The organism is Arthrobacter sp. GmRoot5-12 (assembly GCF_059739365.1).
In genome coordinates this window covers 2665547-2690702 of record NZ_AP046056.1, presented here as the reverse complement: position 1 = coordinate 2690702, position 25156 = coordinate 2665547, and the positions used below count along the sequence as shown (strand labels likewise).

The window sequence follows — 25156 nt, the reverse complement described above, 5'->3', positions numbered from 1 at the left end:
GGTACGGTGGAGCCATGCCTTCACGTCCTGCCCTCCTTCCGCGCGCCCGCATGGCAGCCGCTGCGGTGCGCCGGCCGCTGCCGGGGACTCTGTTTGCCGCGGTCCTCGCCCTGGCCGTTGCGGGGTGTTCGCCCGGGACCTCCGTGGAGAATGCGGATGTCCCCAAGTGGCGGGCCACGGCCCTGCCCTCCTCCTCAGCGGCCGTTGTGCTCCAGGACTCGGGCAAGATCCTTAACCGCGACCGGATCGTGCAGGCGGCCGCAAGGGTGCCTGCCGGAAGCTACACGCTGACGGCAGTCTGTGACGGGACGGGGAAGGCCTTCTTCGCGGTGACGCTGGACGGCAAGCCCGTGGCGGAAGCCGGGGCCGCCTGCAACGGCCGGCGCGAGACCACGAAAATCAGCCTGCCGGCTGCCGGACAGGTAGAAATCAGCAGCTCCAGCGTGGACGCTCCGCTGCTTTACGCCTACCAGCTGGTACCGGCCCAATAACGCCCGCTCGGGCTATGGTCCGCCGCCCGCTGCGGGCATAAAGTCTGACTATGCCCAGTGTGCGGAGAATCTCCGCGCCCCTTCCCCGAGGGAGAGCACGGGCGCCGCTGGCACCGAAGCCCGCCGCCGCCGTCGCCCTTGGGCTGGTGCTTGCGGCAGGTGCGCTGGCCGGCTGCGAATATACGTACGACGACGCCCGGACCGGCACCGTGCAGGGCACCGCCAGCGCCGCCCCGGCGCCGGCCTTCACCCGTGACCCGTTGCAGCAGGACCCGGTCAGCGAGGCGGAACTGGGCGATTGGGTGTCGCGGGCGCTCCCCGACGGCACCGGTCCGGTGGTCCAGGCCGATGCCGGGCTCCTGGCCCCCGCGGAAGTGCGGACCATCTCCTCACCGGTCCTGAAGACCGGAACCTACACCCTGGCCATCGCCTGCAGGAGCCAGCGCCGGGTGACCTTCACGGTGCGCACTGAGACCCTCACGCTGGTGGACCTGGGCCTGCGGTGCGGCATCAACCGCGAAAACGTCATCTACCTGTCCACAGACAGCGTCCTGACGGTCAGGGTGGAGGCCAGGACCGCGGCCAACTATGCGTTCCGCGTGTACCGGCTCTGACGGCCGGGGTTGTCCCGGCGGGGGCCTCACCCTGGCTTGGCACCTCCGTCCGGGGCGGCACCGTCCTCAGGCGGCGGTGCAGCCTTGGGGGCAGCGCAACGTCTCGGGACTGGCGGCACACTCCGTGCAGTACAGCGTCAGCGTGCGGCAGCTGGGATTGGAACAGTTCTCGAACTTGCTGGTCGGCGCGGAGCAGCGGGCGCACTGGCCAATGGTCTTGGCGTCGTCGCTGAACTCCAGGTGCATGCGCTTGTCAAAGACGTAGAGCGAGCCTTCCCACAGTCCCTGGTCCTTGAAGGCTTCGCCGTAGCGCACGATGCCCCCGTCCAGCTGGTACACCTCTTTAAAGCCGCGGTTCACCATCAGGCTGGAGAGCACCTCGCAGCGGATGCCCCCGGTGCAGTAGGTGACCACCGGCTTGTCCTTCAGGGAGTCGTACCTGCCGGAGTCCAGTTCCTTGATGAAGTCGTGGGTGGTGGCCACGTCCGGGACTACAGCGTCCTTGAACCGGCCTATCTCAGCTTCGAACGCGTTGCGGCCGTCGAAGAAGACGACGTCCTCGCCGTCCTTCTTCCTGGCATCCACCAGTTCATGGAGTTCCTCGGGTTTGAGGTGCTTCCCGCCGCCCACCACGCCGTTGGCGTCGACCTTGAGTTCTCCGGGTGCGCCGAAGGAGACGATCTCGTCCCGCACCTTGACGCTGAGCCGGGGGAAGTCCTCTGCTCCGCCGTCGGACCATTTGACGTCGATGCCGCGGAACCCGGCGTATTCGCGCGTGGTCTTGACGTACTGCTTAACGGCGCCGATTTCCCCGCCCACGGTGGCGTTGATTCCGTCCTTAGAGAGGATGATGCGGCCCGTAAGGCCCAGCTTCTCGCAGAGGGCGCGCTGCCAGAGCCGGACGGCGTCCGGATCGGTGATGGGGGTGAAGCCGTAGAAAAGCACAATTTTGTTCAAAGCCACGCATTTAAGGGTACCGGCTGCAGCGGCGGCCTGGTCCTGCTTCACAACGCCCGGAGGAGGGCCTCATTACGATTGCATAAGCGATTCCCTACCCCCTGTTGCTGGCGATCGGGCTGGAATAGTCTTCTTGCCATGAGTCCGGAAACCGCGGTTGAAGACATCACTGGCCTGCTTGAGGTGTGGGTTGCGGGCTGGGCCGGGTGTCGCGGTTACCAGACCGCCAAGGAGGGCCGCTTCCCGGCAGCACTCCGTGCTGATACCAGCGGCGAGTGGGAAGTCTTCGCCTCAGAACCTACTGATGACGAGTTCGCCACGCTGGCCGCCCGAACCGCAGAAACCCCCGCGCGGGTGCTGACCATCCTTACCAATGACCCCTCCCGCTATGCGGCAATGGCAGGCCGGCAGGGCCTGAATGTCACCTCGGATTCGCAGGCGATGATGATCGTTGACATGGAAACCCAGGACGCGGAGGACCCGTGGCTTTCCGATGACGACCTGAGACTTTCCACGTACGAAAGGGACGGCGTGTATTACGCCGAAGTCCTTTCGGGGGACGCGGTCGCGGCGGGCGGCCGGGCCTTCGTAGTGGGTGATACCGCCGTCTTTGACAAGATCATCACCCAGCCGGCATTCCAGCGCAGGGGCCTGGGGAGCCTGATCATGCGGGCGTTGGCGGCGCAGGCGTCCGGCCGCGGCATCCGGACCGGCCTCCTGCTGGCGTCCGTGGACGGGCAGAAGCTCTATTCGCACCTCGGCTGGAGCACCATTGCCCGGGTCCTGATGCTTTCGGCATCGCATGACGGATCGGATCTGTCGCTGAGCTGAGCCGGCCCGTCCGGCGGAGCGGGGCTGCGGGGTTCCCGTTGGTGACCCGTGGCCTGCCGCGGTGCATCGGATGAAAGAATGGTGGGGTGAACCCCCATGACTCCCTGATTCCTCTGCTGGGCCGCGGCCCGGACCCGGAACAGCTCCGTCATGTCCGCAGGATCCCGGCGCGGGAGGCAATCCACGCGCCGTGGCCGGCCTGGGTGCACCCGGACATTCTCGGGGCGTACGGGTCGCTTGGCATCCGCGAGCCGTACCGGCACCAGGTGGACGCGGCCAATGCAGCATATGCCGGGGAGCACGTTGTGGTGGCCACCGGAACCGCGTCCGGGAAGTCGCTGGCGTACCAGTTGCCGGCGCTGGATGCGATCCACCGTTCCGAGCTGCGCGTGCTGGCGGAGCCGGGAAAGATCCACGACGACGGTGCCGTCACCCTTTACCTTTCCCCCACCAAAGCGCTGGCGGCCGACCAGCTGAACGCCATCCGGGCCCTGAGGCTGCCCACGGTACGGGCGGAAACGTACGACGGCGACACGGATCCGGCCGCCCGGCGGTGGATCCGGGACCACGCGAATTTCATCCTGGCCAACCCGGACATGCTGCATTTCGGCATCCTTCCCAACCATGCCTGGTGGGCCGGGTTCTTCCGCCGGCTGCGCTACGTCATCGTGGACGAGGCACACAGCTACCGTGGCGTCTTCGGATCGCATGTTGCCAACCTGATGCGCCGGCTCCGCCGGATCTGCGCGTACTACGGCGCGGGCACCTCGTTCCCCGAACCGGTCTTCATCGCCGCTTCCGCCACCGCCTCCGAGCCTGATGTCTCCTTCTCACGCCTCATCGGCGCCCCCGTGAAGGCGGTCTCCGAGGACTGCTCGCCCCACGGGGCCACCACCGTGGCGCTCTGGGAACCGGCGCTGACCGAGGTCCGGGGCGAGAACGGGGCCAAGGAGCGGCGGACGGCAGTGGCCGAAACTTCTGACCTGCTCGCCAACCTGGTGTCCGCCCGGATCCGGACCATTGCCTTCATCAAATCCCGCCGCGGCGCCGAGACCATCTCCGCCATCACCAAGCGGCTCCTTGACGAGGTGGACCCCAGCCTCCCGCAGCGGGTGGCCGCCTACCGCTCCGGATACCTTCCGGAAGAGCGGCGCGCGGTGGAGAAGGCGCTGCGGTCGGGCCAGCTGCTGGGCGTTTCCAGCACGTCCGCCCTGGAGCTGGGAATCGACATTTCCGGTCTCGATGCGGTCTTGGTGGCCGGCTGGCCCGGGACGCGGGCTTCCCTGTTCCAGCAGATTGGCCGCGCCGGCAGGGCGGGCCAGGATGCCATCGCCGCATTTGTGGCCAGCGATGATCCGCTGGACACCTTCCTGGTGAACCACCCGGAGGCGATTTTCGATGTCTCGGTGGAGGCCACGGTCTTCGACCCGTCCAACCCCTATGTGCTGGGACCACACCTCTGCGCCGCGGCAGCGGAACTCCCCCTGGGACCGGCGGAGCTGGACCTTTTTGGCGGAACTGCCGAAAAGCTCCTGGACCGTCTGGTGGCGCAGGGATATTTGCGGCGGCGTCCCGCCGGCTGGTTCTGGACCCACTCGCAAAGCGCCGCGGCCATGGTCAATCTCCGGGCCGACGGCGGCGGTCCGGTCAGCATCGTTGACGCCGAGACCGGCTCGCTGCTGGGGACCATGGACTCGCCCCAGACCCATTACCAGGCCCACACGGGCGCGGTATACGTCCACCAGGGCGACACCTACGTGGTGGAGGACCTGAACGAAGACGACCACTGTGTCATGGTTCGCCGGGCAAACCCCGACTACTACACCACAGCACGGGACGTGACCCAGATCGAGGTCCTGGACACGGTGCGGACCATGCAATGGGGCGATGTAACCGTCCACTTCGGCGATGTGAAGGTCACCACGCAGGTTGTCTCCTTCCAGCGCAAGGCCTTGATTTCCAACGAAGTCCTGGGTGAGGAGCCCCTTGAGCTGGGTGCCCGGGAGCTCTTCACCAAGGCCGTATGGTTCGTGGTGGACAACCGTTCCTTGACGGGGGCCGGCCTCATCGAAGCCCAGTTCCCCGGTGCCCTCCACGCCGCCGAGCACGCCGCGATCGGGCTCCTGCCCCTCGTCGCCTCCAGCGACCGCTGGGACATCGGCGGGGTCTCCACGGCACTGCATGCGGACACCGGGGTGCCCACCATCTTCGTGTATGACGGGCACCCCGGCGGGGCGGGGTTTGCCGAACGGGGCTTCGACAAGGCCATGGTGTGGCTGGCGGCAACCCGGGACGCCATCAAGGCCTGCGAGTGCGAGTCCGGCTGCCCGTCCTGCGTGCAGTCCCCCAAGTGCGGCAACAAGAACAATCCGCTGGACAAGGCCGCCGCGGTGACCCTGCTGGATGTCCTGCTCAAGGATGCCTCCGAGACGTCCCGTGTGGATGTGGAGGCGAGGAGCTGACGCCCGAGGCCGGCGTCAGCGCTATGGCGGCGGCCCTGCCCGGGCATGTCCGGTTGCGGCTCCCAGCAGCGGGCGCTCGCCAAGCCGGGTCCGCACCTCAATGGTCTGGCCCTCGCCCTCGTTACAGCTAAGGACCGTGGCGGCGTGCCGCGCGGCGACCTCGGCGGCAACACTGCAGGGCTCGCCCGTGGTGATGCCGCGGAGCGCATCCGCTGCGGCAAGGGCCGCCAGGTCCGCAGCTGCTGCCGCCCTGCTGGCCAGCACGGCGGACTGGGCCAGCAGCAGCATGACGGCCATGGCCGTCATGACCACAAGGGCCAGCCCTGCGGCCAGGACTGTGCCCGAACCGCGTTCGCGGCCGTCATGCCTTCCCGCCCCGCGCCTGCCCTTGGTGGTGTGGCGCCTGGCGGCGGCGGTGTGGGGCCGTCCGGCATCGGCCATCATTTGGCGGCCTGGCCATGCGTGGAGCCCCTGAGGGCACTGGTGCCGATGCCGGCTCCCGTCCCGGCTGTTTCGCTCCGCATTGACGCACGCGCGGTGAGGGTCCACGGGATGGATGCTCCCAATGGCCCAGGCACGCGGTCCGTGACCGTGATGTTGAACCACTCGCCGTCTGCAGCAACTGACGCAGCCGCCGAACCGCCGGCGAGCGTCCGGACCGTCCGTTCCACTGCCGCGGTGTCATCACCCCGCGCCAGCGCCCTGGCACCGGCCCTGGCTCCCTCCTCGATGCGCAGTTGTGTCATCCCCGCGGCGGCTGCTGCAAGCAGCATGGCCAGCAATGCCAGTACGGCAGGCAGTGCCACGGCGAACTCTGCGGTAACCGCGCCGCGGGCGTTTGCACCGGCGTCCGCCGTCTTCCGGTCATCGTTGCCGCCGGCGCTGCTGCCGACGACGGCCGTGAGGGGTCCATGAATTCGCAGCCCCGCCGGCAGAGGTGTCACGGCAGCGCCAGCGCGGTGCGGATGAGGTTGAGCAGGAAACCACGTACCTCGTCGCTGCGGAGGATGAACACAAGCAGCCCGGCGAACCCGACGGCGGCCAGGGTAGCAATGGCATATTCCGCGGTGGCCATGCCGGCCTGGGAACCCAGCAGCCCCGTGGGGCGCCATGTCTTGGGCCGGAGACTTCCCGAACCAGGGTGGAGTTCGACGATCCTGCCTGCCTCCGGGAGGGAAGTCTTTGGGCCCACGGCAGGGGCGGAAGCGGATGGGATGCTGCTGGTGCTGCGCGGGGCGCCGTCCTTTTTCGCGGGCTTCTGGCCGGACGCGGCGAACGCGGAGGTTCCTGCCGTGTAGTGACGGCGGTGGTGGATGGACATGTGGTTTTCCTTTCCATTGGTTTCCGGTGGTTTCCCGGCTGTCTTGACTCTTCCCCGCCCAGCGGGAGCAGGTAAGGGAGGGGATGCGCTAAGTGGAAAAGGTGGGCCGTCCCGGTGTTGTGGAGGAAGGGATCGGCGTTCGCGGTGGCCACGGCAGCGGCAGGTTACCCGGTGGGAACCAGGGCAAGCAGCACGGGGACGACGCCAAGGCAGATAAAGGCAGGGAGTGAACACAGGCCCAGCGGAACCACCAGCTTCACGCCAAGCGAAGCGGCCCGCTTTTCCGCGGCCCGGAACCGTTCCCGGCGAAGCCTTGCTGCCTGGGCGTAGAGGATTGCAGACGATGGCGCCCCCGTGAGCGCGGCGAAGCCCAGCGCATCCCGGAGCTCCAGGATTTCGGGGAGCCGGACGGCGGAGCTGCGCCACGCTGTTTCCCAGTCGGCCCCGATGGCCAGCGCCGAGACGACCGGCCGCAGTGAGTCCCTGTACTGCGGCGCGGCCGAGGCAGCCACCAGTTCGAGCGATCGCCCGATGCCGGCTCCGGCATCCAGCATCGCCGCCACGAGTTCGAGCATCATGGCAGTGTCCTTCAGGCCTGCGCCGCGGCCCCCTGCGGGCCACTCGGCTTCGGCCACCTGCTGCGCCCCGGGGACGGCATGAAACAGGTGGCGGAGCCGGTGACGCGACCGTTTAAAGCCGGAACAGGCAAGCCAGGCACTTGCGGCGAGCAGCAGGAACAGTGCAAAGCCTGCAGCCAAACCCGGTGTCATGGCACTCCTGTCCCTGCGGCCGCCGCAACAAGCCTGGCGGACCACACCCTTCCTGCTGCCGTGAGCACCGCGCCACTGAACAATGCGGCCAGTCCCAGGGGTGTTCCCAGCAGGGTGGCCAATGGATCCACGCCCAGGGCAGCACCCAGTCCAAGACCCATCAACGGAAGCCAGGTCAAAAGACGGACCGTGGCTTTGGGGCCGGCGAGGGCGGTCTGCCTGGCTGCATCCGCATCATCCTCCGCTTCCAGCTGGGCCACGAACCGGGTCAGCACGTCGGCGAGCGGACATCCACTGGCTTCGGCGATGTCAAAGCAGGCAGCAAGCTCAGACCAGGTCCTGGCCTCCCGGTCCCTGTGAGGCAACGCCGTGGAAACCGCACGCCGGATGGCCTCCGAGACAGGGGCTCCGGTTGCCGCGGCCGCGCGTGCGGAAGCCAGGACGGCAGTTGAACCCTCTGACAGCGCTGGGGATGGGAGCGCCGCGTGGTCATGCCATTGCCCGTCCTGCGGCGTGCCGTACACGGACCACAGCTCGTCCCACAGCCGCCCGGGTGTCCGGCCGCCCCTGAGAAGCGCCGCCAGCTGCTGCACCACCAGGGTCAGTCCAGGGCCCCGCACTTTCGCCGGGCCCCGTCCGCCTGCGCTGCCCCAGCGCAGTATCCGGCTCTGCCGGGATCCCGGTGCCTTCTGGCTGCTGCCACCTGCTGCACGCAACCTGGACGCAGCATCCAGGGGCGGCTTCAGGAGCAGCACCACAGCGGCGCCCAGGACTCCGATGAGGAGGATCGTCACAGGGTGACCCCGGAGTCCATTCCCAAACGGGCAGCCAGCGCCGGCCATGCGGGACCTGCCACCCCCGATTCTTCAACCGCCGGCACCACCGTCAGCCCCTCCGGGCCGTCGCCGATCAGTCCGATGCAAAGGACTTCCCTCCCCCGGGACGTCCTGCCCACGTGGATCACAGCGTCAAGGGCGCTGGCAGCCTGGAGCCGAACAGCCTCGGGTCCCAGCCCGGCGAGCGCGCCCAGGGCGTTGAGCCTGGCGGGGACTGCTGCTGCCGTGTTGGCGTGGATGGTGCCTCCACCGCCGCTGTGCCCGGTGTTCATCGCGGTAAGGAGCTCGCGGACTTCCGCGCCCCGGCACTCGCCCACCACCAACCTGTCCGGACGCATGCGCAGTGCCTGCCTGACGAGTTCCCCCAGGTCCACTGTCCCGCCGCCTTCGAGGTTTCCGTGCCGTGATTCCAACGCGACCACGTGCGGGTGGACAGGATTCAGTTCGGACGCATCCTCGATCAGGACCAGCCGCTCCTCCGCCGCACACAATCCCAGGAGCGTAGACAGCAGCGTGGTCTTCCCGGAACCCGTGGCACCGCTGATCAGGAAGCTCAGCCTCCTGTCCACAACCTTCTCAAGCACCGCCTGCACTCCCGGGCCGAACATGCCCCCGGCGCGCAGCTCCTCCATGCTGAAGACCTTCTCCCTGCGGATCCGGACGCTCAGCAGCGTCCCGGACGTGGAAACCGGCGGCAACACGGCATGGACACGGTAGCCGCCGGCGAGCCTGACATCGACACAGGGCGAGCCGTCATCGAGGCGGCGCCCGCCTGCAGCGACGAGCCTGCAGGCCAGCGCCCGCAGCTGTGCCTCGCCGTCGAACAGGACGGGGACCCGCTCGATGCCGCGGCCCCGGTCCACCCAGACGGAGTGGGGAGCGTTGACGAAGATGTCGGTGACGGCGGGATCCCGGGTGAGCTCCTGCAGCGGCCCCAGCCCGTTGAGTTCGGCACTGATCCGCTCTACGGCGGCAAGGGATCCTGCGGTGCCCAACAGCTTGCCGGTCGCCTGGACTGCCGCGGCAACCCGTGACGGCGTCACGGCACCGGCCTCTGCCATCATCGACTCGCGGACGGATTCCAGCAGCCCTGAATCGATGGTCCTGCCGCTGCCGGCGGTTCCCCTGCTGCGCGTCAGGCGGCCTGCCTGGTTTGCTTCCAGGATGCGGACGCTGCGCCGTGAGCCCAGGCCTCCCGGCCCCGCTGCGCTGCCCGTTTTCCCGGCCGGAGCCGACGGATTACCCGGCGCCGGACTCATGCCAACTCTCCAGCCGGCAGGTCATCGCCAAGCCAATCGAGCACAGATGCAGCGAAGCGCCGGATGTTCCGGCGCTTCCCCAGGTCCAGCAGCCGGCCCGATTCCATGGCTCCGCCGACGCCGCGGAGTTCTGGTATCCGGCCTTGGACCGGCAGCCCCACGGCGTCAGCGATCAGCGAACTGTCCAGCGCGGAGCCCGGCCGGCCCCGCACCAGCAGGGCCGCCTCCACCGGCGGAAGCTCCTGCATCAGGCGTACCGCCGCCACTGCTGCCTTCAGTTGTGCGGGTACCACCATCATGATCCGGTCGCAGTCCCAGGCCACCGTACGGAGCGGCTCTGCCCCCCTTCCCACATCGAGCAGGACCAGTTCATAGCCACGACGCGCAGCATCAAGCACACCTGCTGCGGCTGCGGCGGCAACGGGAAGGGTCTGCTCCCGTGTGGCAGGCCAGGACAGGAAGGAAAAGCCTCCCGCAACGGGTAGGGAATCCGAGAGCTGCAGGGGGTCGATGCTTCCCCTGGCCTCGGCGAGGTCCGGCCATCGGAGCCCGGGGGTTTCCTCTGCTGCGAGCGCCAACTCCAGGCCGCCACCCCATGGGTCGCCGTCAACCAGCAGGACCCGTACCCCCAGCCCTGCTGCCGCCTGCGCTATCCAGATGGCGGCGGTGGTGGCTCCTGCACCGCCGCAACCGCCCGTGATGCCAAGGACCATTCCGCCCGGGCCCGGCGACCGCGACCTGCTCAGATGGTCTGCCAGCCAGGCGGCGGCATCCGGCAGTACGGCAACACGCTCTGCCCCGAGGGCCGCCGCCAGGTGCCATAGGCTGTCGCCCTCGCCGTCGAGGCCCACCATGACCGCAGGCGTGCTGCGCCGGGGCGGCAGTTCACGCACGTCACTGCCCACCAGGACGGCAGCTGCCGCCTCCCAGTAGCGGCCTGCCTCCACTGCGTCCGGGACAACGTGCAGGTGCGCGCCGGCGGCTGCCACAATACGCTCCACTTCGGCACGGAGGACGCCGGAGGAGGTCACCAGCAGAACCTCTCCCGCACCATCCGGCCGCATCCCGGCGGGCATTGAACCCCCAAGCCCTGAACCCCTGAGCCCTGAAGCGCCAGGCTTTGAATGCTCCGGCAGCCAGGCGGCCTCGGACGCTTCCCCGCTGTCCGCAACAGGACCCCCGCGGGATGGTGGCGCCGTGTTCGTTGGCCGCCACGAGGAGCCGGAGGCCGGTCCCGGACCGGATGTGGATGCGTTCAGCTGGTGCCTGCTCATGGAGCCACTCTGCCGCGGCGGTGCGGCCTGGTTAAGGGAGCAAGTCCCGTATGTGGACAACCTGCAGCGCGGACACCTCAACAAGGCCCAACCCTCCAACGAGGCACAGCCTCCAACAAGGCACAATGGGAACATGTACCTGCTGCTCGCCGCCCACCCCCGCGGCGCGGCGCTCCAGGAACTGACGCAGGCGGGCCTCGCCCAGCCGGCCAATCCCGAACCCCGCGTTGTGGCACTCACCGACCTTGCCGCCGTCGTCCGCGAACTGGAGGCACGGCGCCCCGGTGGCCAACCGCCCCGCTGGATATGGCACCGGACCCAGGACTGGTACCCGGCGCTGCTCGCATCCGGGGTGGAGGTGGAGCGCTGCTACGACCTCACCCTGTGCGGCAACATCCTGGCCTTCTCGCAGTTCAGCGCGCACACCGACTACGCCCGGAACACGGACAGGGTACCGGTGGAGGATCCCGCTCTTCCGCCAAAGGCGCTGCAGCCGCCGCGTCCCCCTGCAGACCAGGGCGCGCTGTTCGATGATCCCGCAACCGGGCTGCCGCCGGGGGCGCCGCTCGAGGAACTCCGTTCCGAATACGCAGCCCAACAGAGTGCGCTGGCAGGCGTGGGCACGGAGGAAAACCGCCGGAACCGCCTCCAGCTGCTGCTCGCGGCGGAGTCGGCGGCAGCTATTGTGGCCGCCGAGATGCAGCACGCCGGGGTCCCCTGGCGGGAAGACCTGCACGAACAGATCCTGGCCGGCCATCTGGGACCCCGCCCGCCCGCCGGGCAGCGTCCCGTGAAACTGGAGGCGCTGGCGGCGGAGCTGCGCGTCATGCTCAACTCACCCGGGCTCAACCCGGACTCCCCGCAGGACCTGATGCGCGCCCTGCACCGCAACGGGATCGAGGTCAAAAGCACCCGCAAGTGGGAGCTGAGGGAGTCCAGCCACCCCGCCATCGAGCCGTTGCTGGAGTACAAGAGGCTTTCCCGCCTTCACACCGCCAACGGCTGGTCCTGGCTGGACGCGTGGGTGGACGGCGGCCGGTTCCGCCCGGAATACGTGGTGGGAGGCGTGGTGTCGGGCCGCTGGGCATCCCGCGGCGGCGGGGCGCTGCAGATTCCGCGCCAGGTCCGCGGCGCGGTGCACGCCGACCCTGGCCACAAGCTCATCGTTGCGGACGCCTCGCAGCTGGAGCCGCGCGTCCTGGCGGCCCTGGCGCAGGACTCGGCCATGGCTGAGGCGGCGCGGGACCAGGACCTGTACGCCGGGATCGCCGCCAAGGGATTTGGCGGCGACCGGGCCAAGGCGAAGATGGCCCTGCTGGGCGCCATGTACGGCGCCACCTCCGGCGAGGCCGGCCGCCTCATGCCGCAATTGGCCCGCATCTACCCGCGTGCCGTGGACTTTGTGGAGCGGGCGGCACGGGCGGGCGAAGCGGGCGGGACGGTCACCACCAGGCTGGGCCGCAGCAGCCCTCCGCCGTCCGGGCAGTGGTTCCTCAGCCAGCGCTCGGCCACGGCGGAGGAGCAGCGGAGGGCAGAGTCGATCGCGCGGTCCCGCGGGCGGTTTACCCGGAACTTCGTGGTCCAGGGCTCGGCAGCGGACTGGGCGGCCTGCTGGCTGGCAGAATTGCGACGGCGGCTGCGCGCCTTGCGGCCGGCAGGAACCGGCGGCAGCGGCGGACCTGTGGGGGCCCAACTCGCCTTCTTCCTGCATGACGAAGTCATGGTGCACGCGCCCTCGGACCGCGTCGATGCCTGCATCGCGGCAATCGAGGAATCGGCCAAGGCCGCCAAGGAATTGCTGTTCGGTCCCATCCCCGTGGAGTTCCCCGTCAGCATGGCCGTGGTGGACTCCTACGACCTCGCCAAATAGGGCGGAGGGCCTCCCGTGCTGCCTCTTTTACTGTCGTCGAGACGATAAGTAATCTACCCGGCGGTAGCTATGCGCGCCCGGTGACGGACGTTACAGTCGAAGCGGGGCTGATGCAGACCGGTCCACACGCTGATGCAACGACGCATACCAGGGAGGTCCCCGTCCATGGCGGGAAGATTTGAAATTCACCGTACAGGCGATGAGTCGTACCGGCTGCGGCTGACCGACGCCGAAGGCAATATCGTTGCGGTGTCACCAACCTTCAGGTCCCTCAGCCTGCTCCGCGACGGGATCAACGCCATGCGCGAGAATGCCGCCACCGGAATCGTGGTGGATTTGCGCCACCAGCAGGCCTGAAAACTAGACCCCGATCGGGTGCAGTCTGGTACGGTCCCATGGAACGGACCAGCCGAGCTGGTCGAAGAGGCCGCTCAGCACAATGCCGGTGAAGCCCCACACCACCACGCCGTTGACAGTGAAGGCAGGGCTGTCAAACGTGCGGCCTGCGCGGTGCACCGTGGCCATCACCCTGTTGTCCGGGTCCAGGAGGTCCCTGACCGGGACGCGGAATACCTGGGCGGATTCGGCGTAGTCCACCACCCGTACCGGCGACGGCGAGTGCCACCATCCGAGCACCGGCGTCACCAGGAAGTTGCTGTGCGCCAGGCCCAGTTCCTGGAGCGTGCCGAGGACTTCCACCCCGCCGGTGTCCAGTCCGGTTTCCTCCTCGGCTTCCCTAAGCGCAGCCGCCACCGGCGTTTCGCCCCGGTCGATGCTGCCGCCGGGAAACGCCACCTGCCCTGGATGCGAACCCAGGGTGTGGGCGCGCTCCAGGAGCAGGACGTCCAGATCCGCCGGCGCCAGTGGCTTGCCGGACGCGGCCGGGACGTCGTCGAGCACCCCGAAAAGCATCAGGACCGCGGCCCTGCGGGCGCGGGAGGCATCTACTGTCAGTGCAGCCCAGCGTGGATCAGGGGGCCCGGCCGTCCCGGCTTCCGCCCGCTGGACCAGCGCGGCCAGGTCTTCCCTTGCGCTCACGTGGCCCTCGCCTGGGAGGCCATCCGGATCTCCGCAGCCCGCTGCTGTTCAGACAGGTACTGCTCCAGCAACGCCTCGCTGCCGGGCGCAAGTTCATACTTGAGGAGCTTGGCTGCTTTGACGGGGTCGGTCTCCCCCAGGCCATAGCTCGGGCACCAATTAGCCACGGGACAGGCACCACAGGCGGGCTTCCGGGCGTGGCAGACGCGGCGGCCGTGGAAGATCACACGGTGGGACAGCATGGTCCAGTCCCTGCGGTCAAACAACTCCGCCACGTCCTGTTCGATCTGCACAGGGTCCTCGGACTGGGTCCACCCAAACCGCTTGGCCAGCCGGGCGAAATGGGTATCGACGGAGATGCCCGGGATGCCGAAGGCGTTGGCCAGCACCACGTTGGCGGTTTTGCGGCCCACCCCGGGCAAGGTGACCAGGTCTTCCATCCGCCCCGGGACCTCGCCGTCAAAGTCATCCACCAGGCGGGTGCACAGCGCCAGGACGTTCCTCGCTTTGGCGCGGAAGAACCCCGTGGGCTTGAGGATGGTTTCAAGCTCCGTGGGGTCCGCCTCGGCCAGGGACCGGGCATTGGGCCAGCGTGCGAACAGCACTTTGGTGACCTGGTTGACCGTGACGTCGGTGGTCTGGGCGGACAGCACGGTGGCCACCAGCAGTTCGAAGGGGTTGCGGAAGTCCAGTTCCGCGTGGGCGTAGGGATATTTTTCGGCCAGGGCCCGGTGGATGCGCCGTGCCCGCCGTTTCAGCGCCAGGACGGATTCGGACGAGACCACGGGCATCCCCGCGGCCTGCCCGTTCTTGCTGCGTGGCCCGGCCACGGCGTCAGCCGCGCTCGATGTTGCTGAGGTCGCGCAGGACGCCCAGCCGTCCGTCCGTGTGCTGGACCAGGAATTCGTGGCCCCGGTCCTCAAGCGCCAGTACCCAGCCGCCGGGCTCGATCACGAAGGCAGGCGCACCGGTGCGGGGGTCGTAGGCGGTGCGGTGCTGGGCGACGGCGAACCAGAAAGCCTCATGGATGGGCTGCCCGTCGGTCTCGTCATGGCGGGTGGACGGGTCCACCGTCGCGCCGATGGGCTGCTCGGAACGGACCTGCTGGTGGACAGCGGTGGCGGCCGGCGGCTCCCACGCTGCCTGCGGAGCGCCCGCGGCGGGGACGGCACCGTGCTGGGTCTCCTCGGCTGCCGGGGCCGGGGTTGAGTCAGGACGGACGACGTCGGCCGCCTGGGTGGGCGGGCCGGCGTCCTGATGCGGCGTGCCGGCATCCCGGTCAGCGGCTTCGGGGGCGGTTGATACAGGGGTGGATGATACAGGGCTGGTTGATACAGGGGCGGTTGGCGCCGCGGGGGTAGAGGCAGCCGGACCCGCGACGGTGCCCGCAGCTGGAGCGCCGGCAGCTGCAGCGCCGGTCCCTGCAACGGCAGCCCCGGCATTGGCCACGGGGACGGCGGCAGTGGCGGGCGTGTGGGTGGAACGCGCCGGCGCAGGGTTGGGGCTGGAAGATCCCGGCTCGACGGCGGAGGAACCTGCACCGGCCCCACCGAACAGGGTGGCACCTTTGAAGCCGCCCTTTGACTGGTTGGAGCCGGACTCCGGCTTGGGGGCTTTGGGGGTGCGCGGCTTCCGCAGCGGGACCGCGGCCTCGCGGGCCACAATGTGCGCCGGCGTCTCTGGCCGGTCCTTGAAGTCACCGGAAAGGTACGGCAGGAACCGGCCCAGCACGGTGGCGGCGAAGAGGACGAGCGAGCCGATCAGGCCCACCAGCAGGCTGGTGACGTAGCCGCCTGCAACGGACAGGAAGAAGAAGGCCAGGGCGAAGGAGGCCACAACGGAGGCGAACTGGTCGATCGAGAGCGACCCCACGCGGATCCTTGTGGCGGGTGCCAGGCGGCGCGCCGCGAACAGTGCGCTGGCGATCAGCGGCAGGACGATGCCCAGTCCCAGGAAGAACAGGTTGTTGAGGTTCCACAGGTTGTACCGGGCGCCGAAGAGGGGAAGCAGGGACGCGACAAAGAGGATCAGGGTGCCTGCGAAGACGGCCAGGTCGCGCACGGTGAACGGACCGAGGACCGCCTGGTTGGCGTTCGGGTCGATCTTCCCGGAGCCGGCCTTCTGCCCTGCAGCCTGCCCCTTGGCGGCGTTGCCGGCCGGTGTCGCGTGCGCGGATCCTCCCACGGCAGGCCCGGAGGCTCCTGGCCCTGCCTTGGTGTCCGGACCCGTTCGCTGGCCGTAACTCTGCTGGTTCATTCTGCTCTCCTTAGCGTGGCGGCACCGGGCCCGGTCCGGACCCGAAAACTGTGCCGTCTTGACATGCGGTCCGGGCCCGGCAAGGCGCTGTTTGCGCCCGGCCGGAGAGGTCCGAAGTGAAGTCACAATTCCATCTCAGCCTAGTCAACGGCCCGGCCGATCACTAGCTGGGGCAGGCCTCCGGCGGTGCCTGGCGAGTCATGAAGAGACCATTCACCGCATAAAAAATGCCGCTCATGGCCGCCTATGTGACGGGGCACACAGCGGATGCACCGTAAGCATTAGGCTTGGTTGCGGAACAGCTCTTTGCGGTATGCCCGCCCCCGGCTGGAGCCCAATGCCGCGCGATCGGCGGGCCAATGCGGTGGCGGCGTCCCGCGCGGCAAAGATCGATGAATGATGAGGTTCACATGTCCCAGGACACCCCCAGCTCCACGGCTACCGTTCCGTCCGCTTCCGCCCAGCCGGCAGGACAGCAAGGCCACCAGGGCGACGCCTTCGCGAACCTGCTGCATGAGACGCGGGCCTTTCCACCCTCCCCGGAATTCGCGGCCGACGCCGTTGTCACCGCCGCCGAGTACGGGGAAGCGAATGCCGACCGGCCCGCGTTTTGGGCGAAGAAGGCCCGGGAGCTGCTGACGTGGTCCAAGGACTTCACACAGGCGCTGGACTGGTCTGATCCGCCGTTCGCCAAGTGGTTCGTTGGCGGCGAAATCAACGCGGCGTACAACGCGCTGGACCGGCATGTGGAGGCCGGCAACGGCGACCGCGTGGCCATCTACTTCGAGGGCGAGCCCGGCGACACCCGCACCTATACCTACGCCCAGCTGACCGAGGAAGTGAAGAAGGCGGCCAACGCTTTCGAGTCATTGGGCGTGGCCAAGGGTGACCGGGTTGCCGTGTACCTGCCGATGATCCCGGAGGCCGTGATCACGCTGCTGGCCTGCGCACGCATCGGCGCGGTCCACTCGGTGGTGTTCGGTGGATTCTCGGCGGAGGCCCTCCGGTCCCGGATCGACGACGCCGAAGCCAAGCTGGTGGTGACCGCCGACGGCACCTACCGCCGAGGCAAGCCGAGCCCCCTGAAGCCGGCCGTCGATGATGCCCTGGCCCACGATGGCCACACGGTCCAGAACGTGGTGGTGGTCAAGCGCAACGGCCAGGACGTGGACTGGCACGAGGGCCGGGACCACTGGTGGGCGGACACGGTGGGGACGTCCAGCGCAGAGCACACCGCAGTGGGCCACGATTCGGAGCACCCGCTGTACATCCTCTACACGTCCGGTACCACCGGGAAGCCCAAGGGCATCCTGCACACCACCGGCGGCTACCTCACCCAGACCGCCTACACCCACAGGGCGGTCTTTGACCTGCATCCGGAAACGGACGTGTACTGGTGCACGGCCGACGTCGGCTGGGTCACCGGCCACTCCTACGTCGCCTACGCCCCGCTCATCAACGGCGCCACGCAGGTCATGTACGAGGGCACGCCGGACTCCCCGCACCAGGGCCGCTGGTGGGAGATCGTGGAAAAGTACAAGGTCTCCATCCTGTACACCGCTCCCACCGCCATCCGCACCTTCATGAAGTGGGGCGCGGAGATCCCGGCGAAGTACGATCTTTCCTCCCTGCGGGTGCTGGGTTCGGTGGGCGAGCCCATCAACCCCGAGGCCTGGATGTGGTACCGCAAGGTAATCGGCGGCGACAAGGCGCCCATCGTGGACACCTGGTGGCAGACCGAAACCGGCGCACAGATGATCGCCCCGCTTCCCGGGGTCACCGCCACCAAACCCGGCTCCGCCCAGGTGCCGCTGCCCGGTATCGCCGTGGACGTGGTGGATGAAATGGGCGAGTCCGTCCCCAACGGCCACGGCGGTTTCCTGGTGATCCGCGAACCCTGGCCGGCCATGCTGCGCGGCATCTGGGGCGACCCGCAGCGGTTCAAGGACACCTACTGGTCCCGCTTCGAAAACATGTACTTCGCCGGGGACGGCGCCAAGAAGGACGAAGACGGGGACATCTGGCTGCTGGGCCGCGTGGACGACGTCATGAACGTCTCCGGGCACCGGCTCTCCACCACAGAAATCGAATCCGCCCTGGTGAGCCACCCCGCCGTGGCGGAGGCCGCCGTCGTGGGCGCCACGGACGAAACCACCGGCCAGGCCGTGGTTGCGTTCGTGATCCTCCGCGGCGATGCCGTGAACAACGGCGACGCCACCGTACAGGAGCTGCGCAACCACGTGGGCAAGGAAATCGGGCCCATTGCCAAGCCCAAGAACATCCTGGTGGTGCCCGAACTGCCCAAGACCCGGTCCGGCAAGATCATGCGCCGGCTCCTCAAGGACGTGGCGGAAGGCCGCGACCCGGGCGACGCCACCACGCTGTCCGACCCCACGATCATGCAGCAGATCGCGGCCAGCCTCCGGAAGTAGCAATACGGCGACGGCGCTTCCCCAGCCGGGGAGGCGCCGTCGCCGTATGCTGGGAGCACCCTTGCCACCCGCGTTGAAGGATCCGCCTCCATGCTGCCTGCCGCCCGACACCAAGCAATCCTGGATGCCGTCCAGCGGGAGCGGGTGGTCCGGGTCTCGGACCTCGCCACCCAGCTTGGCGTCTCGTTGATGACGGTGAGGCGGGACATCGAGCTGCTCGAGGAGGGCGGCAAGCTGGAACGAATCCACGGCGGCGCCAAGCTGCCGGGGGATGCAAGCACGCATGAGCCCGGTTTCGAGCTGAAGTCCACGCAGTTGACCGTGGAGAAGCGCGCCATCGCCGTGGAGGCGGCCGCCCTGGTCCACGAGGGCATGGCGGTCGGCCTGGGTGCCGGCACCACCACGTGGGCATTGGCCAAGGAACTGGTTGGAGGGCCGCGGATCACGGTGGTCACCAACTCTGTCAGGATCGCGGACCTCTTCCACCACGCGGCCTCGTCCGGCTCGGCCCGTTACTCCTCCACCGTGATCCTGGTGGGCGGCGAGCGCACGCCCTCAGACGCCCTGGTGGGGCCCATCGCAACGGGCGCCCTCAAGCAACTGCACCTGGACGTGCTGTTCCTGGGCGTCCACGGGATGGATGCCGAGGCGGGCTTCACCACACCCAACCTGCTCGAAGCCGAAACCGACCGGGCCTTCATGGCAGCAGCGCGCAAGACAGTGGTGCTGGCCGACCACACCAAATGGGGAATGCTGGGCATCAGTTCCATCGCCGCCCTGGATGACGTGGATGAGGTCATCAGCGATTCCGGACTTGGCCCGGAGGCCCGGCGGGTCCTGCAGGAGCGGACCAGGCTGCGCCTGCCCGCCATGCAGTCGGCCGGCTAGGGGCAGCCGCAGGATTGGCGTACGTGCAGTTTGGTGGGAAATATCCGGTGCCGCGGGTCCTCCCCCCGGCTGGCTCCAACGAGTGCCGCCACGGCAGCCTCCGCCATGGCCGCCACCGGCTGCTCAACGGTGGTCAGCGGCGGCCAGGAGTATTCAGAGTCGGCCGAGCCGTCAAAAGACGCCACGGCAATGTCGCCCGGAACAGACAGTCCCGCTTCATGGATGGCCCGCAGCAGTCCAATCCCCTGCATATCGGACGTGGCGAAGACGGCCGTTGGCCGGTTCACTGACGCCAGGAGGCGTTGCCCGGCCACGTACCCTCCGGGCCGGGTGAAGGCACTGTAGGCAATGGGCCCCTCGGGCAGACCAGCTTCCTGGAGCGCCTGCCGCCAACCTACTTCACGGCCGTCGGTCTCCCCGGAGACGTTGGTTCCCATGGCCAGGCCGATGTTGGTGTGGCCATGGCTGATCAGGTGTTCCACCGCGATCCTGGCTCCGGCCGCCAGGTCCACACCGATGCTGTTGAAGCCCGGGGCGTCACGTTCCTGGTTGAGCAGCACGGACGGGATGTCCGCCGTTTCCAGCGCCTCGAGATCGGGTTCGAAAAGGACGCTGGCCAGCAGGACGCCGTCCACCTGCCGGGCGGCGAGGTTCCGGATGTTGCGGCGTTCCTTGGCCAGGTTTCCGTCCGAGTTGCTCAGCACCAGCGCGTACCCCAGGTCTGCGGCGGCATCCTCCACGGCGTGCGAAAACAGTGAGAAGAACGGGTTCGAGATGTCCGGGACGATAAGCCCCAGGGTCTCGCTTGAGCCGAGCTTCAGCGCCCGCGCGGCGGCGTTGGGCCGGTAGCCCAGGACGCGGATGGCGTCCTGGACCTTGGCTTCGGTGGCCGGCGCCACTTTCTTGGGTCCGCCATTGACCACGTAACTGACGACGGCGGTGCTGACGCCGGCATAGCGCGCCACATCCTTGCGGGTCACCGGGCCGCCGCGGGAGGCCTGCGCGGCCGGGGAAGTCATGCTGTCCATGCTAACCACTCATACCCGGCGCATCCCCAAAGTCACGGATGGGAAGCCGTACGCCGTTTTGCAGGGCGGACTGGTGGGCCACGATGCCCGGGAGGGTGAAGCGGGCGGCCACCCACGCATTCACGGGCGGCAGTGTGCCGTCATTAACCGCCGTGACGAAGTCGTCCACCAGGAAATGGTGGCTTCCCTCGTGCCCGTTCGGTGCGCCGCGGAACTCCTCAGGCAACCGTCCGGCGTCGTGGACGGGAGCGAGTCCCGACACGAATGCGTCCCGGAGTTCCGGGGCCACGTTGGCCAGTGAGGGATCGTCCAGGGACATGCTGGGCCGGGTTTCCATCTGCTCGGAGATGTCGTGGACATTCTGTTTGTCCTGCCAGACGGTGACCCTGGCGAGCTGTTCAAAGCTTGCCTCCGTGCCAAAAAACCGGAAGCGCGATTCGCGGATGTGGGACGGATAGCCCACGCGGCGCATCTCGTTGGTGCGCATCACGCCGCCGTCGTTCAGTTCAAAGAGCGCCGTGGCGTTGGAGAAGTCATTGCCGAACATGCTGACGTCCTTGTCGAATACCCCGTCATCCCGCTGGTCCTTGACGCCCACGCAGCTGACGCTGACGGCGTGCGCCGGGATGGCCCCCAGCACCCCGCCGATCGCATGGGTGGGGTAGAGCATTGGCGGGTAGCTTGCCGTCTCCTTCCACCGCTCGCCCCCGCTGTACTGGTAGGCGTCATAAAAGCCGAGGTCCATGTCGTGGACGTAGTCGCCTTCGGAGTAGAAGACCCGGCCAAACCTGCCGGCCGCCTGCTGTTCGCGGGCATACACGGTGGCGGGGTTGTAGTAGCTGGTCTCACCCATCATGTACACCTTGCCGGTGTCCCGGACGGCCTGGATGATGCGGGCGATCTCCTCTTCGGCAACCGCCATGGGCACGGCTGAGTAGACGTGCTTGCCGGCGCGGAGAGCACGCTCCACCAGGGGTCCGTGCGTCCAGCGCTGGGTGAAGACCGCCACGGCGTCGACGTCGGAGGCCAGAAGGGCGTCAAAGTCGGGCACGACGCCGGCAAGATCCAGCCTTCGGACCACGGATTCAGCCCGCTCCGGCAGCTCGTCCACAACATAGACCGCACTGACGCCGGGATGCAGGTTGAACAGGTGTGCGAACTGGCTGCCGAACTGGCCCGCGCCCACGATGCCGATGGAGAACGTCATTGTTTGCCTTCCGATTGAAGTTTCTCCGAGTGTTTCACCCGCATCTACTCGAGTCAATATCCAGTCACTGGCGTAATTGCCCTGGTTTTGAAACATTGAAATAAGCCCTTGCCGTCCAATATCTACTCGTGTAGATTTCTTTCCAGCCTGTTACTTCCATCACACTCAGGAAAGGGTCGACGATGACCACCCTTACCAGGAACGCCAGCCCGGCAGTGCACGCAGCGCACCGGCCGCTGAAGCGCCGGGGACAGAGCGACCTGAAGATCGCATTGTTCTTCATAGCCCCGGCGATGATCGGATTTATCGTTTTCTACCTGGTGCCCACCCTGCGGGGCATCTACCTCAGCTTCACCGAATACAGCATCCTCGGCGACCCGACGTGGATCGGTGCCGCCAACTATGAGGCCATCGCCAAGGACCCCCTGTTCTGGAATGCGCTGGCTGTCACCGGGCAGTACGTCCTGATCAACATCCTCCTCCAGACCACGCTCGCGCTGGGGCTTGCCCTGCTGATGCACCGGGTAGCCAAATCAACCGTGATCCGCGGCGCGCTCCTGCTGCCGTACCTGATGGCGAACGTGATCGCCGCCCTCCTCTGGTTCTGGCTCCTGGACTACCAGATCGGCATCGTCAACTACTTCATCGACGCCATCGGCCTGCCCAAGGTGGCATTCTTCGGCAGCGAGGAATGGGCCATCCCCACCCAGGCCCTCATCAACACCTGGCGGCACATGGGCTACACCGCCCTGCTGCTGTTCGCCGGCCTGCAGGCCATTCCCAGCCACGTCTACGAAGTGGCCAACCTGGACGGCGCCTCACCCTGGCAAACATTCCGCAAGATCACCATGCCGCTGCTGCGCCCGGTGCTCGCGCTGGTCCTGATCGTCACCGTCATCGGTTCCTTCCAGGTGTTCGACACCGTTGCCGTCACCACCCTGGGCGGACCCGTCAATGCCAGCCGGGTGCTGCAGTTCTACATCTACCAAAAGGCCTTCACGGAATCGGACTTCGGCTACGGCTCCGCCCTGGCGGTCATCCTCTTCGTCATCCTCGCCCTGGTGGCCTTCATCCAGATGAAGTTCCTCAAGGGCAACGAATCAGACCTGGATTAAGGACACTTCCATGACCACCGCAAAAGTCTCCGCACCCGCCCGGCCCGCCACCCGCCGTCGTCCGTTCAACTGGCGCCGCACCGCCGCCTGGTTCCTTGTGGCCATCGCCGTTGCCGTCTCGGTCCTCCCCTTCTACTGGATCCTCCGGACGGCGCTGTCCACCAACGGGGCGCTGGCCGGCAACGCCACCAACCTGCTGCCCGCAGAATTCAGCCTGGGCGCATTCCAGCGCGTCTTCGGCCTGCAGTCCCCCGAAGAGGCAGTGGCCCAGGGCGGATCCGGCGCGCAAATCGACTTCTGGATCTACCTGCGCAACTCCGTGCTCTTTGCCTCCATCACCACCACCGGCGCAGTGTTCTTCAGCGCCATGGCCGCCTACGCCTTCGCCCGGCTGCGGTGGCGGGGACGGAACCTGGTCTTCAGCCTGTTCCTGGCCACCATGATGGTGCCGCCGATCTTCACCGCGCTGCCCAACTTCCTCCTGATCAAGAACCTGGGCCTGCTCAACACCATGGCGGGGCTGGTACTCCCCTACATCTTCATGACCCCGTTCGCCATTTTCTTCCTCCGGCAGTTCTTCCTGAACATGTCCCGCGAGGTGGAGGAAGCGGCAATGCTCGACGGCGCCAAGCACCTTCGGATCTTCTTCCAGATCATCCTGCCAAACGCCGCCGCCCCCATCGCCACCCTGGCCCTGCTCACCTTCATCGGCCAGTGGAACGAGTACTTCTGGCCGCTGCTGGTGGGCCAGGAGGAGTCCGTCCGCGTCCTCACGGTGGGCCTGGGCGTGTTCAAGTCCCAATCGCCGCAGGGAGCGCCGGACTGGTCCGGCCTCATGGCGGCCACGCTGGTCTCCGCCCTTCCCGTCCTGATCCTGTTCGCCGTCTTCGGCAAGAAAATCGTCAACTCCATCGGCTTCTCCGGCATCAAGTAATCACCCCTTCCCTCGAAATTCCCCCTCCCGGCGCGCGCCACGGCGGCCTGCCCGGAAGCACCCTGAAAGGACCCCCATGAACCTGAACAAGAAAGCACTCGGCTCCCTCGCAGCAGCTGCGGCAGCAGTCCTGGCCCTCTCCGCCTGCGGAGGCGGCGGCTCCGCGGAAGCCGGCAAGGGCGAGCTCAACTACTGGCTCTGGGACGCCAACCAGCTCCCCGCCTACAAGCAGTGCGCCGACGACTTCCACAAGGCCAACCCGGACATCACCGTCAAGGTCACCCAGCGCGGCTGGGACGATTACTGGGGCACCCTGACCAACGGATTCGTGGCAGGCACCGCCCCGGACGTCTTCACCGACCACCTGGGCAAGTACCCCGAATTCATCAAGAACAAGCAGCTGCTCGCCCTGGACGACGCCATCAAGAAGGACAACATCGACACCGGCATCTACAACTCCGGCCTGGCGGACCTCTGGGTGGGCCAGGACGGCAAGCGCTACGGACTTCCCAAGGACTGGGACACCATCGCGCTGTTCTACAACACCAAACTTGCCGCGGACGCCGGCGTCACCCCGGAGCAGATGGCCAACCTGACGTGGAATCCGAAGGACGGCGGTTCGTACGAAAAGACCATCGCCCACCTGACCGTGGACAAGAACGGCAAGCGCGGCGACGAGCCCGGCTTCGACAAGAACAACGTTGCCGTCTACGGGCTCGGCCTCAACGGCTCCGGTTCCGGCCAGGGCCAGACCGAATGGAGCTACCTGACCGGCACCACCGGCTGGACGCACACGGACAAGAACCCGTGGGGCAAGCACTTCAACTACGACGACCCCAAGTTCCAGGAAAGCATCGACTGGTTCGCCGGGCTGGTGGAGAAGGGCTACATGCCCAAGCTCGAAACCACGGTGGGCGCCAGCATGGCCGATACCTTCGCCGCCGGCAAGTCCGTCATCAACGCCAACGGCTCCTGGATGATCGGCCAGTACACCGGCTACAAGGACGTCAAGGTGGGCATCGCCCCCACCCCGGTGGGTGTCAACGGCAAGCGCGCCAGCATGTACAACGGCCTGGCGGACTCCATCTACGCCGGCACCAAGAAGCCCGAAGCCGCCATCAAGTGGGTCGAATACCTCGGCTCCGCCGCCTGCCAGGACGTGGTGGCTTCCAAGGCCGTCGTCTTCCCCGCCATCAAGACCTCCGCAGACAAGGCCGTGGAAGCCTTCAAGGCCAAGGGCGTGGACGTCACCCCCTTCAGCCAGCAGGTCAAGGACGGCACCACGTTCCTCTACCCGATCGCTGACAACGCCGCGAAGGTTGACGGCATCATGAAGCCGGCCATGGACTCCGTGGTCTCCGGCAAATCCAAGGCCAGCTCCCTGACGGCCGCCAACGACCAGGTCAACGCCCTCTTCAAGTAACCCCCGCACGTGGCTGCGTATGTGGTCGCAGCCACCCGGCCGGGTGCCGCCGTCCCCTCCTCGCGGCGGCGGCACCCGGCCTCCCCTTCCCGTGATTTTCCTTTTGCGCGTTCGTGACGACGCAATCCCTGAACACTGAAAGAGACTTCC

General features: G+C 67.6%; 24 protein-coding genes. 11 read left to right on the top strand and 13 right to left on the bottom strand.

Going from position 1 to position 25156, the window contains the following annotated elements; translation table 11 throughout:
* Positions 1-14 precede the first annotated feature (14 nt).
* A complete protein-coding gene (locus tag AC6JAM_RS12320; RefSeq protein ID WP_497934773.1) occupies positions 15-491 on the top strand; it encodes a DUF6023 family protein in 477 nt (158 codons plus the stop codon).
* 50 nt (positions 492-541) lie between these two features.
* Positions 542-1105, top strand: a complete 564-nt coding sequence (locus tag AC6JAM_RS12315; protein ID WP_235509831.1) for a DUF6023 family protein — start codon at positions 542-544, stop codon at positions 1103-1105.
* A gap of 66 nt (positions 1106-1171) precedes the next feature.
* Here AC6JAM_RS12315 and trhO read toward each other — a convergent pair whose 3' ends face one another.
* Positions 1172-2068, bottom strand: a complete 897-nt coding sequence (trhO, locus tag AC6JAM_RS12310; protein ID WP_497934771.1) for an oxygen-dependent tRNA uridine(34) hydroxylase TrhO — start codon at positions 2066-2068, stop codon at positions 1172-1174.
* Positions 2069-2200: 132 nt separating this feature from the next.
* On the opposite strand from trhO, the gene AC6JAM_RS12305 reads away from it, so the two are divergent.
* The gene (locus AC6JAM_RS12305; RefSeq protein ID WP_018768953.1) at positions 2201-2893 is read left to right on the top strand and encodes a GNAT family N-acetyltransferase; all 693 of its coding nucleotides are present in this window, start codon (positions 2201-2203) and stop codon (positions 2891-2893) included.
* Between the two features lie 86 nt (positions 2894-2979).
* Entirely contained in the window at positions 2980-5355 is a 2376-nt protein-coding gene (locus tag AC6JAM_RS12300) for a DEAD/DEAH box helicase (RefSeq protein WP_056392592.1), read from the top strand.
* Positions 5356-5376: 21 nt separating this feature from the next.
* Here the strand turns inward: AC6JAM_RS12300 and AC6JAM_RS12295 are convergent, their stop codons facing one another.
* From AC6JAM_RS12295 to ssd, 7 genes are all read right to left on the bottom strand, one after another.
* On the bottom strand, positions 5377-5799 hold the full coding sequence (locus tag AC6JAM_RS12295; RefSeq protein WP_497934770.1) for an Rv3654c family TadE-like protein: 423 nt from the start codon (positions 5797-5799) through the stop codon (positions 5377-5379).
* Positions 5796-6299: a TadE family type IV pilus minor pilin gene (locus AC6JAM_RS12290; protein ID WP_497934769.1), complete on the bottom strand. Its 504-nt coding sequence runs from the start codon at positions 6297-6299 to the stop codon at positions 5796-5798. The genes AC6JAM_RS12295 and AC6JAM_RS12290 overlap by 4 nt, the downstream gene beginning before the upstream one ends.
* Positions 6296-6676 (bottom strand): DUF4244 domain-containing protein, encoded by a 381-nt coding sequence (locus tag AC6JAM_RS12285; protein ID WP_497934768.1) that lies wholly within the window; start codon positions 6674-6676, stop codon positions 6296-6298. The genes AC6JAM_RS12290 and AC6JAM_RS12285 overlap by 4 nt, the downstream gene beginning before the upstream one ends.
* 164 nt (positions 6677-6840) lie before the next feature.
* Positions 6841-7446, bottom strand: a complete 606-nt coding sequence (locus AC6JAM_RS12280) for a type II secretion system F family protein (protein WP_497934767.1) — start codon at positions 7444-7446, stop codon at positions 6841-6843.
* Complete coding sequence (locus tag AC6JAM_RS12275) at positions 7443-8240, bottom strand: type II secretion system F family protein (RefSeq protein WP_497934766.1); 798 nt, start codon at positions 8238-8240, stop codon at positions 7443-7445. Before AC6JAM_RS12275 ends, AC6JAM_RS12280 begins: the two co-directional genes overlap by 4 nt.
* Positions 8237-9541, bottom strand: a complete 1305-nt coding sequence (locus AC6JAM_RS12270; RefSeq protein WP_497934765.1) for a TadA family conjugal transfer-associated ATPase — start codon at positions 9539-9541, stop codon at positions 8237-8239. Before AC6JAM_RS12270 ends, AC6JAM_RS12275 begins: the two co-directional genes overlap by 4 nt.
* Positions 9538-10605: a septum site-determining protein Ssd gene (gene ssd, locus AC6JAM_RS12265; RefSeq protein ID WP_497935955.1), complete on the bottom strand. Its 1068-nt coding sequence runs from the start codon at positions 10603-10605 to the stop codon at positions 9538-9540. The genes AC6JAM_RS12270 and ssd overlap by 4 nt, the downstream gene beginning before the upstream one ends.
* A gap of 343 nt (positions 10606-10948) precedes the next feature.
* Between ssd and AC6JAM_RS12260 the strand changes: the two genes are divergently transcribed.
* A complete protein-coding gene (locus AC6JAM_RS12260) occupies positions 10949-12685 on the top strand; it encodes a bifunctional 3'-5' exonuclease/DNA polymerase (protein WP_497934763.1) in 1737 nt (578 codons plus the stop codon).
* 165 nt (positions 12686-12850) lie between these two features.
* The gene (locus tag AC6JAM_RS12255) at positions 12851-13042 is read left to right on the top strand and encodes a YegP family protein (protein WP_497934760.1); all 192 of its coding nucleotides are present in this window, start codon (positions 12851-12853) and stop codon (positions 13040-13042) included.
* A gap of 3 nt (positions 13043-13045) precedes the next feature.
* Here the strand turns inward: AC6JAM_RS12255 and AC6JAM_RS12250 are convergent, their stop codons facing one another.
* The 3 genes from AC6JAM_RS12250 to AC6JAM_RS12240 are packed head-to-tail and all read right to left on the bottom strand — an operon-like array spanning position 13046 to position 15979.
* Complete coding sequence (locus tag AC6JAM_RS12250) at positions 13046-13723, bottom strand: NUDIX hydrolase (protein WP_056392582.1); 678 nt, start codon at positions 13721-13723, stop codon at positions 13046-13048.
* Positions 13720-14514: an endonuclease III gene (nth, locus tag AC6JAM_RS12245; protein ID WP_018768965.1), complete on the bottom strand. Its 795-nt coding sequence runs from the start codon at positions 14512-14514 to the stop codon at positions 13720-13722. Before nth ends, AC6JAM_RS12250 begins: the two co-directional genes overlap by 4 nt.
* Before the next feature lie 43 nt (positions 14515-14557).
* A complete protein-coding gene (locus AC6JAM_RS12240; RefSeq protein ID WP_497934756.1) occupies positions 14558-15979 on the bottom strand; it encodes an energy-coupling factor transporter transmembrane component T family protein in 1422 nt (473 codons plus the stop codon).
* Positions 15980-16389: 410 nt separating this feature from the next.
* Here AC6JAM_RS12240 and acs point away from each other — a divergent pair, with 410 nt between their 5' ends.
* Both acs and AC6JAM_RS12230 read left to right on the top strand, forming a co-directional pair.
* The gene (gene acs, locus AC6JAM_RS12235; RefSeq protein WP_497934755.1) at positions 16390-18411 is read left to right on the top strand and encodes an acetate--CoA ligase; all 2022 of its coding nucleotides are present in this window, start codon (positions 16390-16392) and stop codon (positions 18409-18411) included.
* A 90-nt stretch (positions 18412-18501) separates the two neighbouring features.
* A complete protein-coding gene (locus AC6JAM_RS12230; RefSeq protein ID WP_144601062.1) occupies positions 18502-19299 on the top strand; it encodes a DeoR/GlpR family DNA-binding transcription regulator in 798 nt (265 codons plus the stop codon).
* Here the strand turns inward: AC6JAM_RS12230 and AC6JAM_RS12225 are convergent.
* Both AC6JAM_RS12225 and AC6JAM_RS12220 read right to left on the bottom strand, forming a co-directional pair.
* Entirely contained in the window at positions 19296-20318 is a 1023-nt protein-coding gene (locus AC6JAM_RS12225; RefSeq protein ID WP_018768968.1) for a LacI family DNA-binding transcriptional regulator, read from the bottom strand. The two genes, AC6JAM_RS12230 and AC6JAM_RS12225, sit on opposite strands and share 4 nt — an antisense overlap.
* A 10-nt stretch (positions 20319-20328) precedes the next feature.
* Positions 20329-21534, bottom strand: coding sequence for a Gfo/Idh/MocA family protein (locus AC6JAM_RS12220; RefSeq protein ID WP_018768969.1), 1206 nt, complete (start codon positions 21532-21534; stop codon positions 20329-20331).
* 182 nt (positions 21535-21716) lie between these two features.
* Between AC6JAM_RS12220 and AC6JAM_RS12215 the strand changes: the two genes are divergently transcribed.
* The 3 genes from AC6JAM_RS12215 (at position 21717) to AC6JAM_RS12205 (ending at position 25006) form a co-directional block, all read left to right on the top strand.
* Complete coding sequence (locus tag AC6JAM_RS12215; protein ID WP_018768970.1) at positions 21717-22649, top strand: carbohydrate ABC transporter permease; 933 nt, start codon at positions 21717-21719, stop codon at positions 22647-22649.
* A 10-nt stretch (positions 22650-22659) separates the two neighbouring features.
* Positions 22660-23583 carry a carbohydrate ABC transporter permease gene (locus AC6JAM_RS12210; RefSeq protein ID WP_018768971.1) on the top strand — a complete coding sequence of 308 codons (924 nt, stop codon included), beginning with the start codon at positions 22660-22662 and terminating at the stop codon, positions 23581-23583.
* 76 nt (positions 23584-23659) lie between these two features.
* Positions 23660-25006: an ABC transporter substrate-binding protein gene (locus tag AC6JAM_RS12205; protein WP_056392575.1), complete on the top strand. Its 1347-nt coding sequence runs from the start codon at positions 23660-23662 to the stop codon at positions 25004-25006.
* Positions 25007-25156 lie beyond the last annotated feature (150 nt).

What these genes read in the sequence shown, in the direction of transcription:
- AC6JAM_RS12230 (WP_144601062.1), top strand. Translation starts at nt 18,502, where the DNA reads ATGCTGCCTGCCGCCCGACACCAAGCAATCCTGGATGCCGTCCAGCGG.
- AC6JAM_RS12220 (WP_018768969.1), bottom strand. Translation starts at nt 21,534, where the DNA reads ATGACGTTCTCCATCGGCATCGTGGGCGCGGGCCAGTTCGGCAGCCAG.
- AC6JAM_RS12215 (WP_018768970.1), top strand. Translation starts at nt 21,717, where the DNA reads ATGACCACCCTTACCAGGAACGCCAGCCCGGCAGTGCACGCAGCGCAC.
- AC6JAM_RS12210 (WP_018768971.1), top strand. Translation starts at nt 22,660, where the DNA reads ATGACCACCGCAAAAGTCTCCGCACCCGCCCGGCCCGCCACCCGCCGT.
- AC6JAM_RS12240 (WP_497934756.1), bottom strand. Translation starts at nt 15,979, where the DNA reads ATGAACCAGCAGAGTTACGGCCAGCGAACGGGTCCGGACACCAAGGCA.
- AC6JAM_RS12315 (WP_235509831.1), top strand. Translation starts at nt 542, where the DNA reads ATGCCCAGTGTGCGGAGAATCTCCGCGCCCCTTCCCCGAGGGAGAGCA.
- AC6JAM_RS12225 (WP_018768968.1), bottom strand. Translation starts at nt 20,318, where the DNA reads ATGACTTCCCCGGCCGCGCAGGCCTCCCGCGGCGGCCCGGTGACCCGC.
- ssd (WP_497935955.1), bottom strand. Translation starts at nt 10,605, where the DNA reads ATGCGGCCGGATGGTGCGGGAGAGGTTCTGCTGGTGACCTCCTCCGGC.
- AC6JAM_RS12320 (WP_497934773.1), top strand. Translation starts at nt 15, where the DNA reads ATGCCTTCACGTCCTGCCCTCCTTCCGCGCGCCCGCATGGCAGCCGCT.
- acs (WP_497934755.1), top strand. Translation starts at nt 16,390, where the DNA reads ATGTCCCAGGACACCCCCAGCTCCACGGCTACCGTTCCGTCCGCTTCC.
- AC6JAM_RS12285 (WP_497934768.1), bottom strand. Translation starts at nt 6,676, where the DNA reads ATGTCCATCCACCACCGCCGTCACTACACGGCAGGAACCTCCGCGTTC.
- AC6JAM_RS12280 (WP_497934767.1), bottom strand. Translation starts at nt 7,446, where the DNA reads ATGACACCGGGTTTGGCTGCAGGCTTTGCACTGTTCCTGCTGCTCGCC.
- AC6JAM_RS12270 (WP_497934765.1), bottom strand. Translation starts at nt 9,541, where the DNA reads ATGAGTCCGGCGCCGGGTAATCCGTCGGCTCCGGCCGGGAAAACGGGC.
- nth (WP_018768965.1), bottom strand. Translation starts at nt 14,514, where the DNA reads ATGCCCGTGGTCTCGTCCGAATCCGTCCTGGCGCTGAAACGGCGGGCA.
- AC6JAM_RS12255 (WP_497934760.1), top strand. Translation starts at nt 12,851, where the DNA reads ATGGCGGGAAGATTTGAAATTCACCGTACAGGCGATGAGTCGTACCGG.
- AC6JAM_RS12305 (WP_018768953.1), top strand. Translation starts at nt 2,201, where the DNA reads ATGAGTCCGGAAACCGCGGTTGAAGACATCACTGGCCTGCTTGAGGTG.
- AC6JAM_RS12295 (WP_497934770.1), bottom strand. Translation starts at nt 5,799, where the DNA reads ATGATGGCCGATGCCGGACGGCCCCACACCGCCGCCGCCAGGCGCCAC.
- AC6JAM_RS12205 (WP_056392575.1), top strand. Translation starts at nt 23,660, where the DNA reads ATGAACCTGAACAAGAAAGCACTCGGCTCCCTCGCAGCAGCTGCGGCA.
- AC6JAM_RS12260 (WP_497934763.1), top strand. Translation starts at nt 10,949, where the DNA reads ATGTACCTGCTGCTCGCCGCCCACCCCCGCGGCGCGGCGCTCCAGGAA.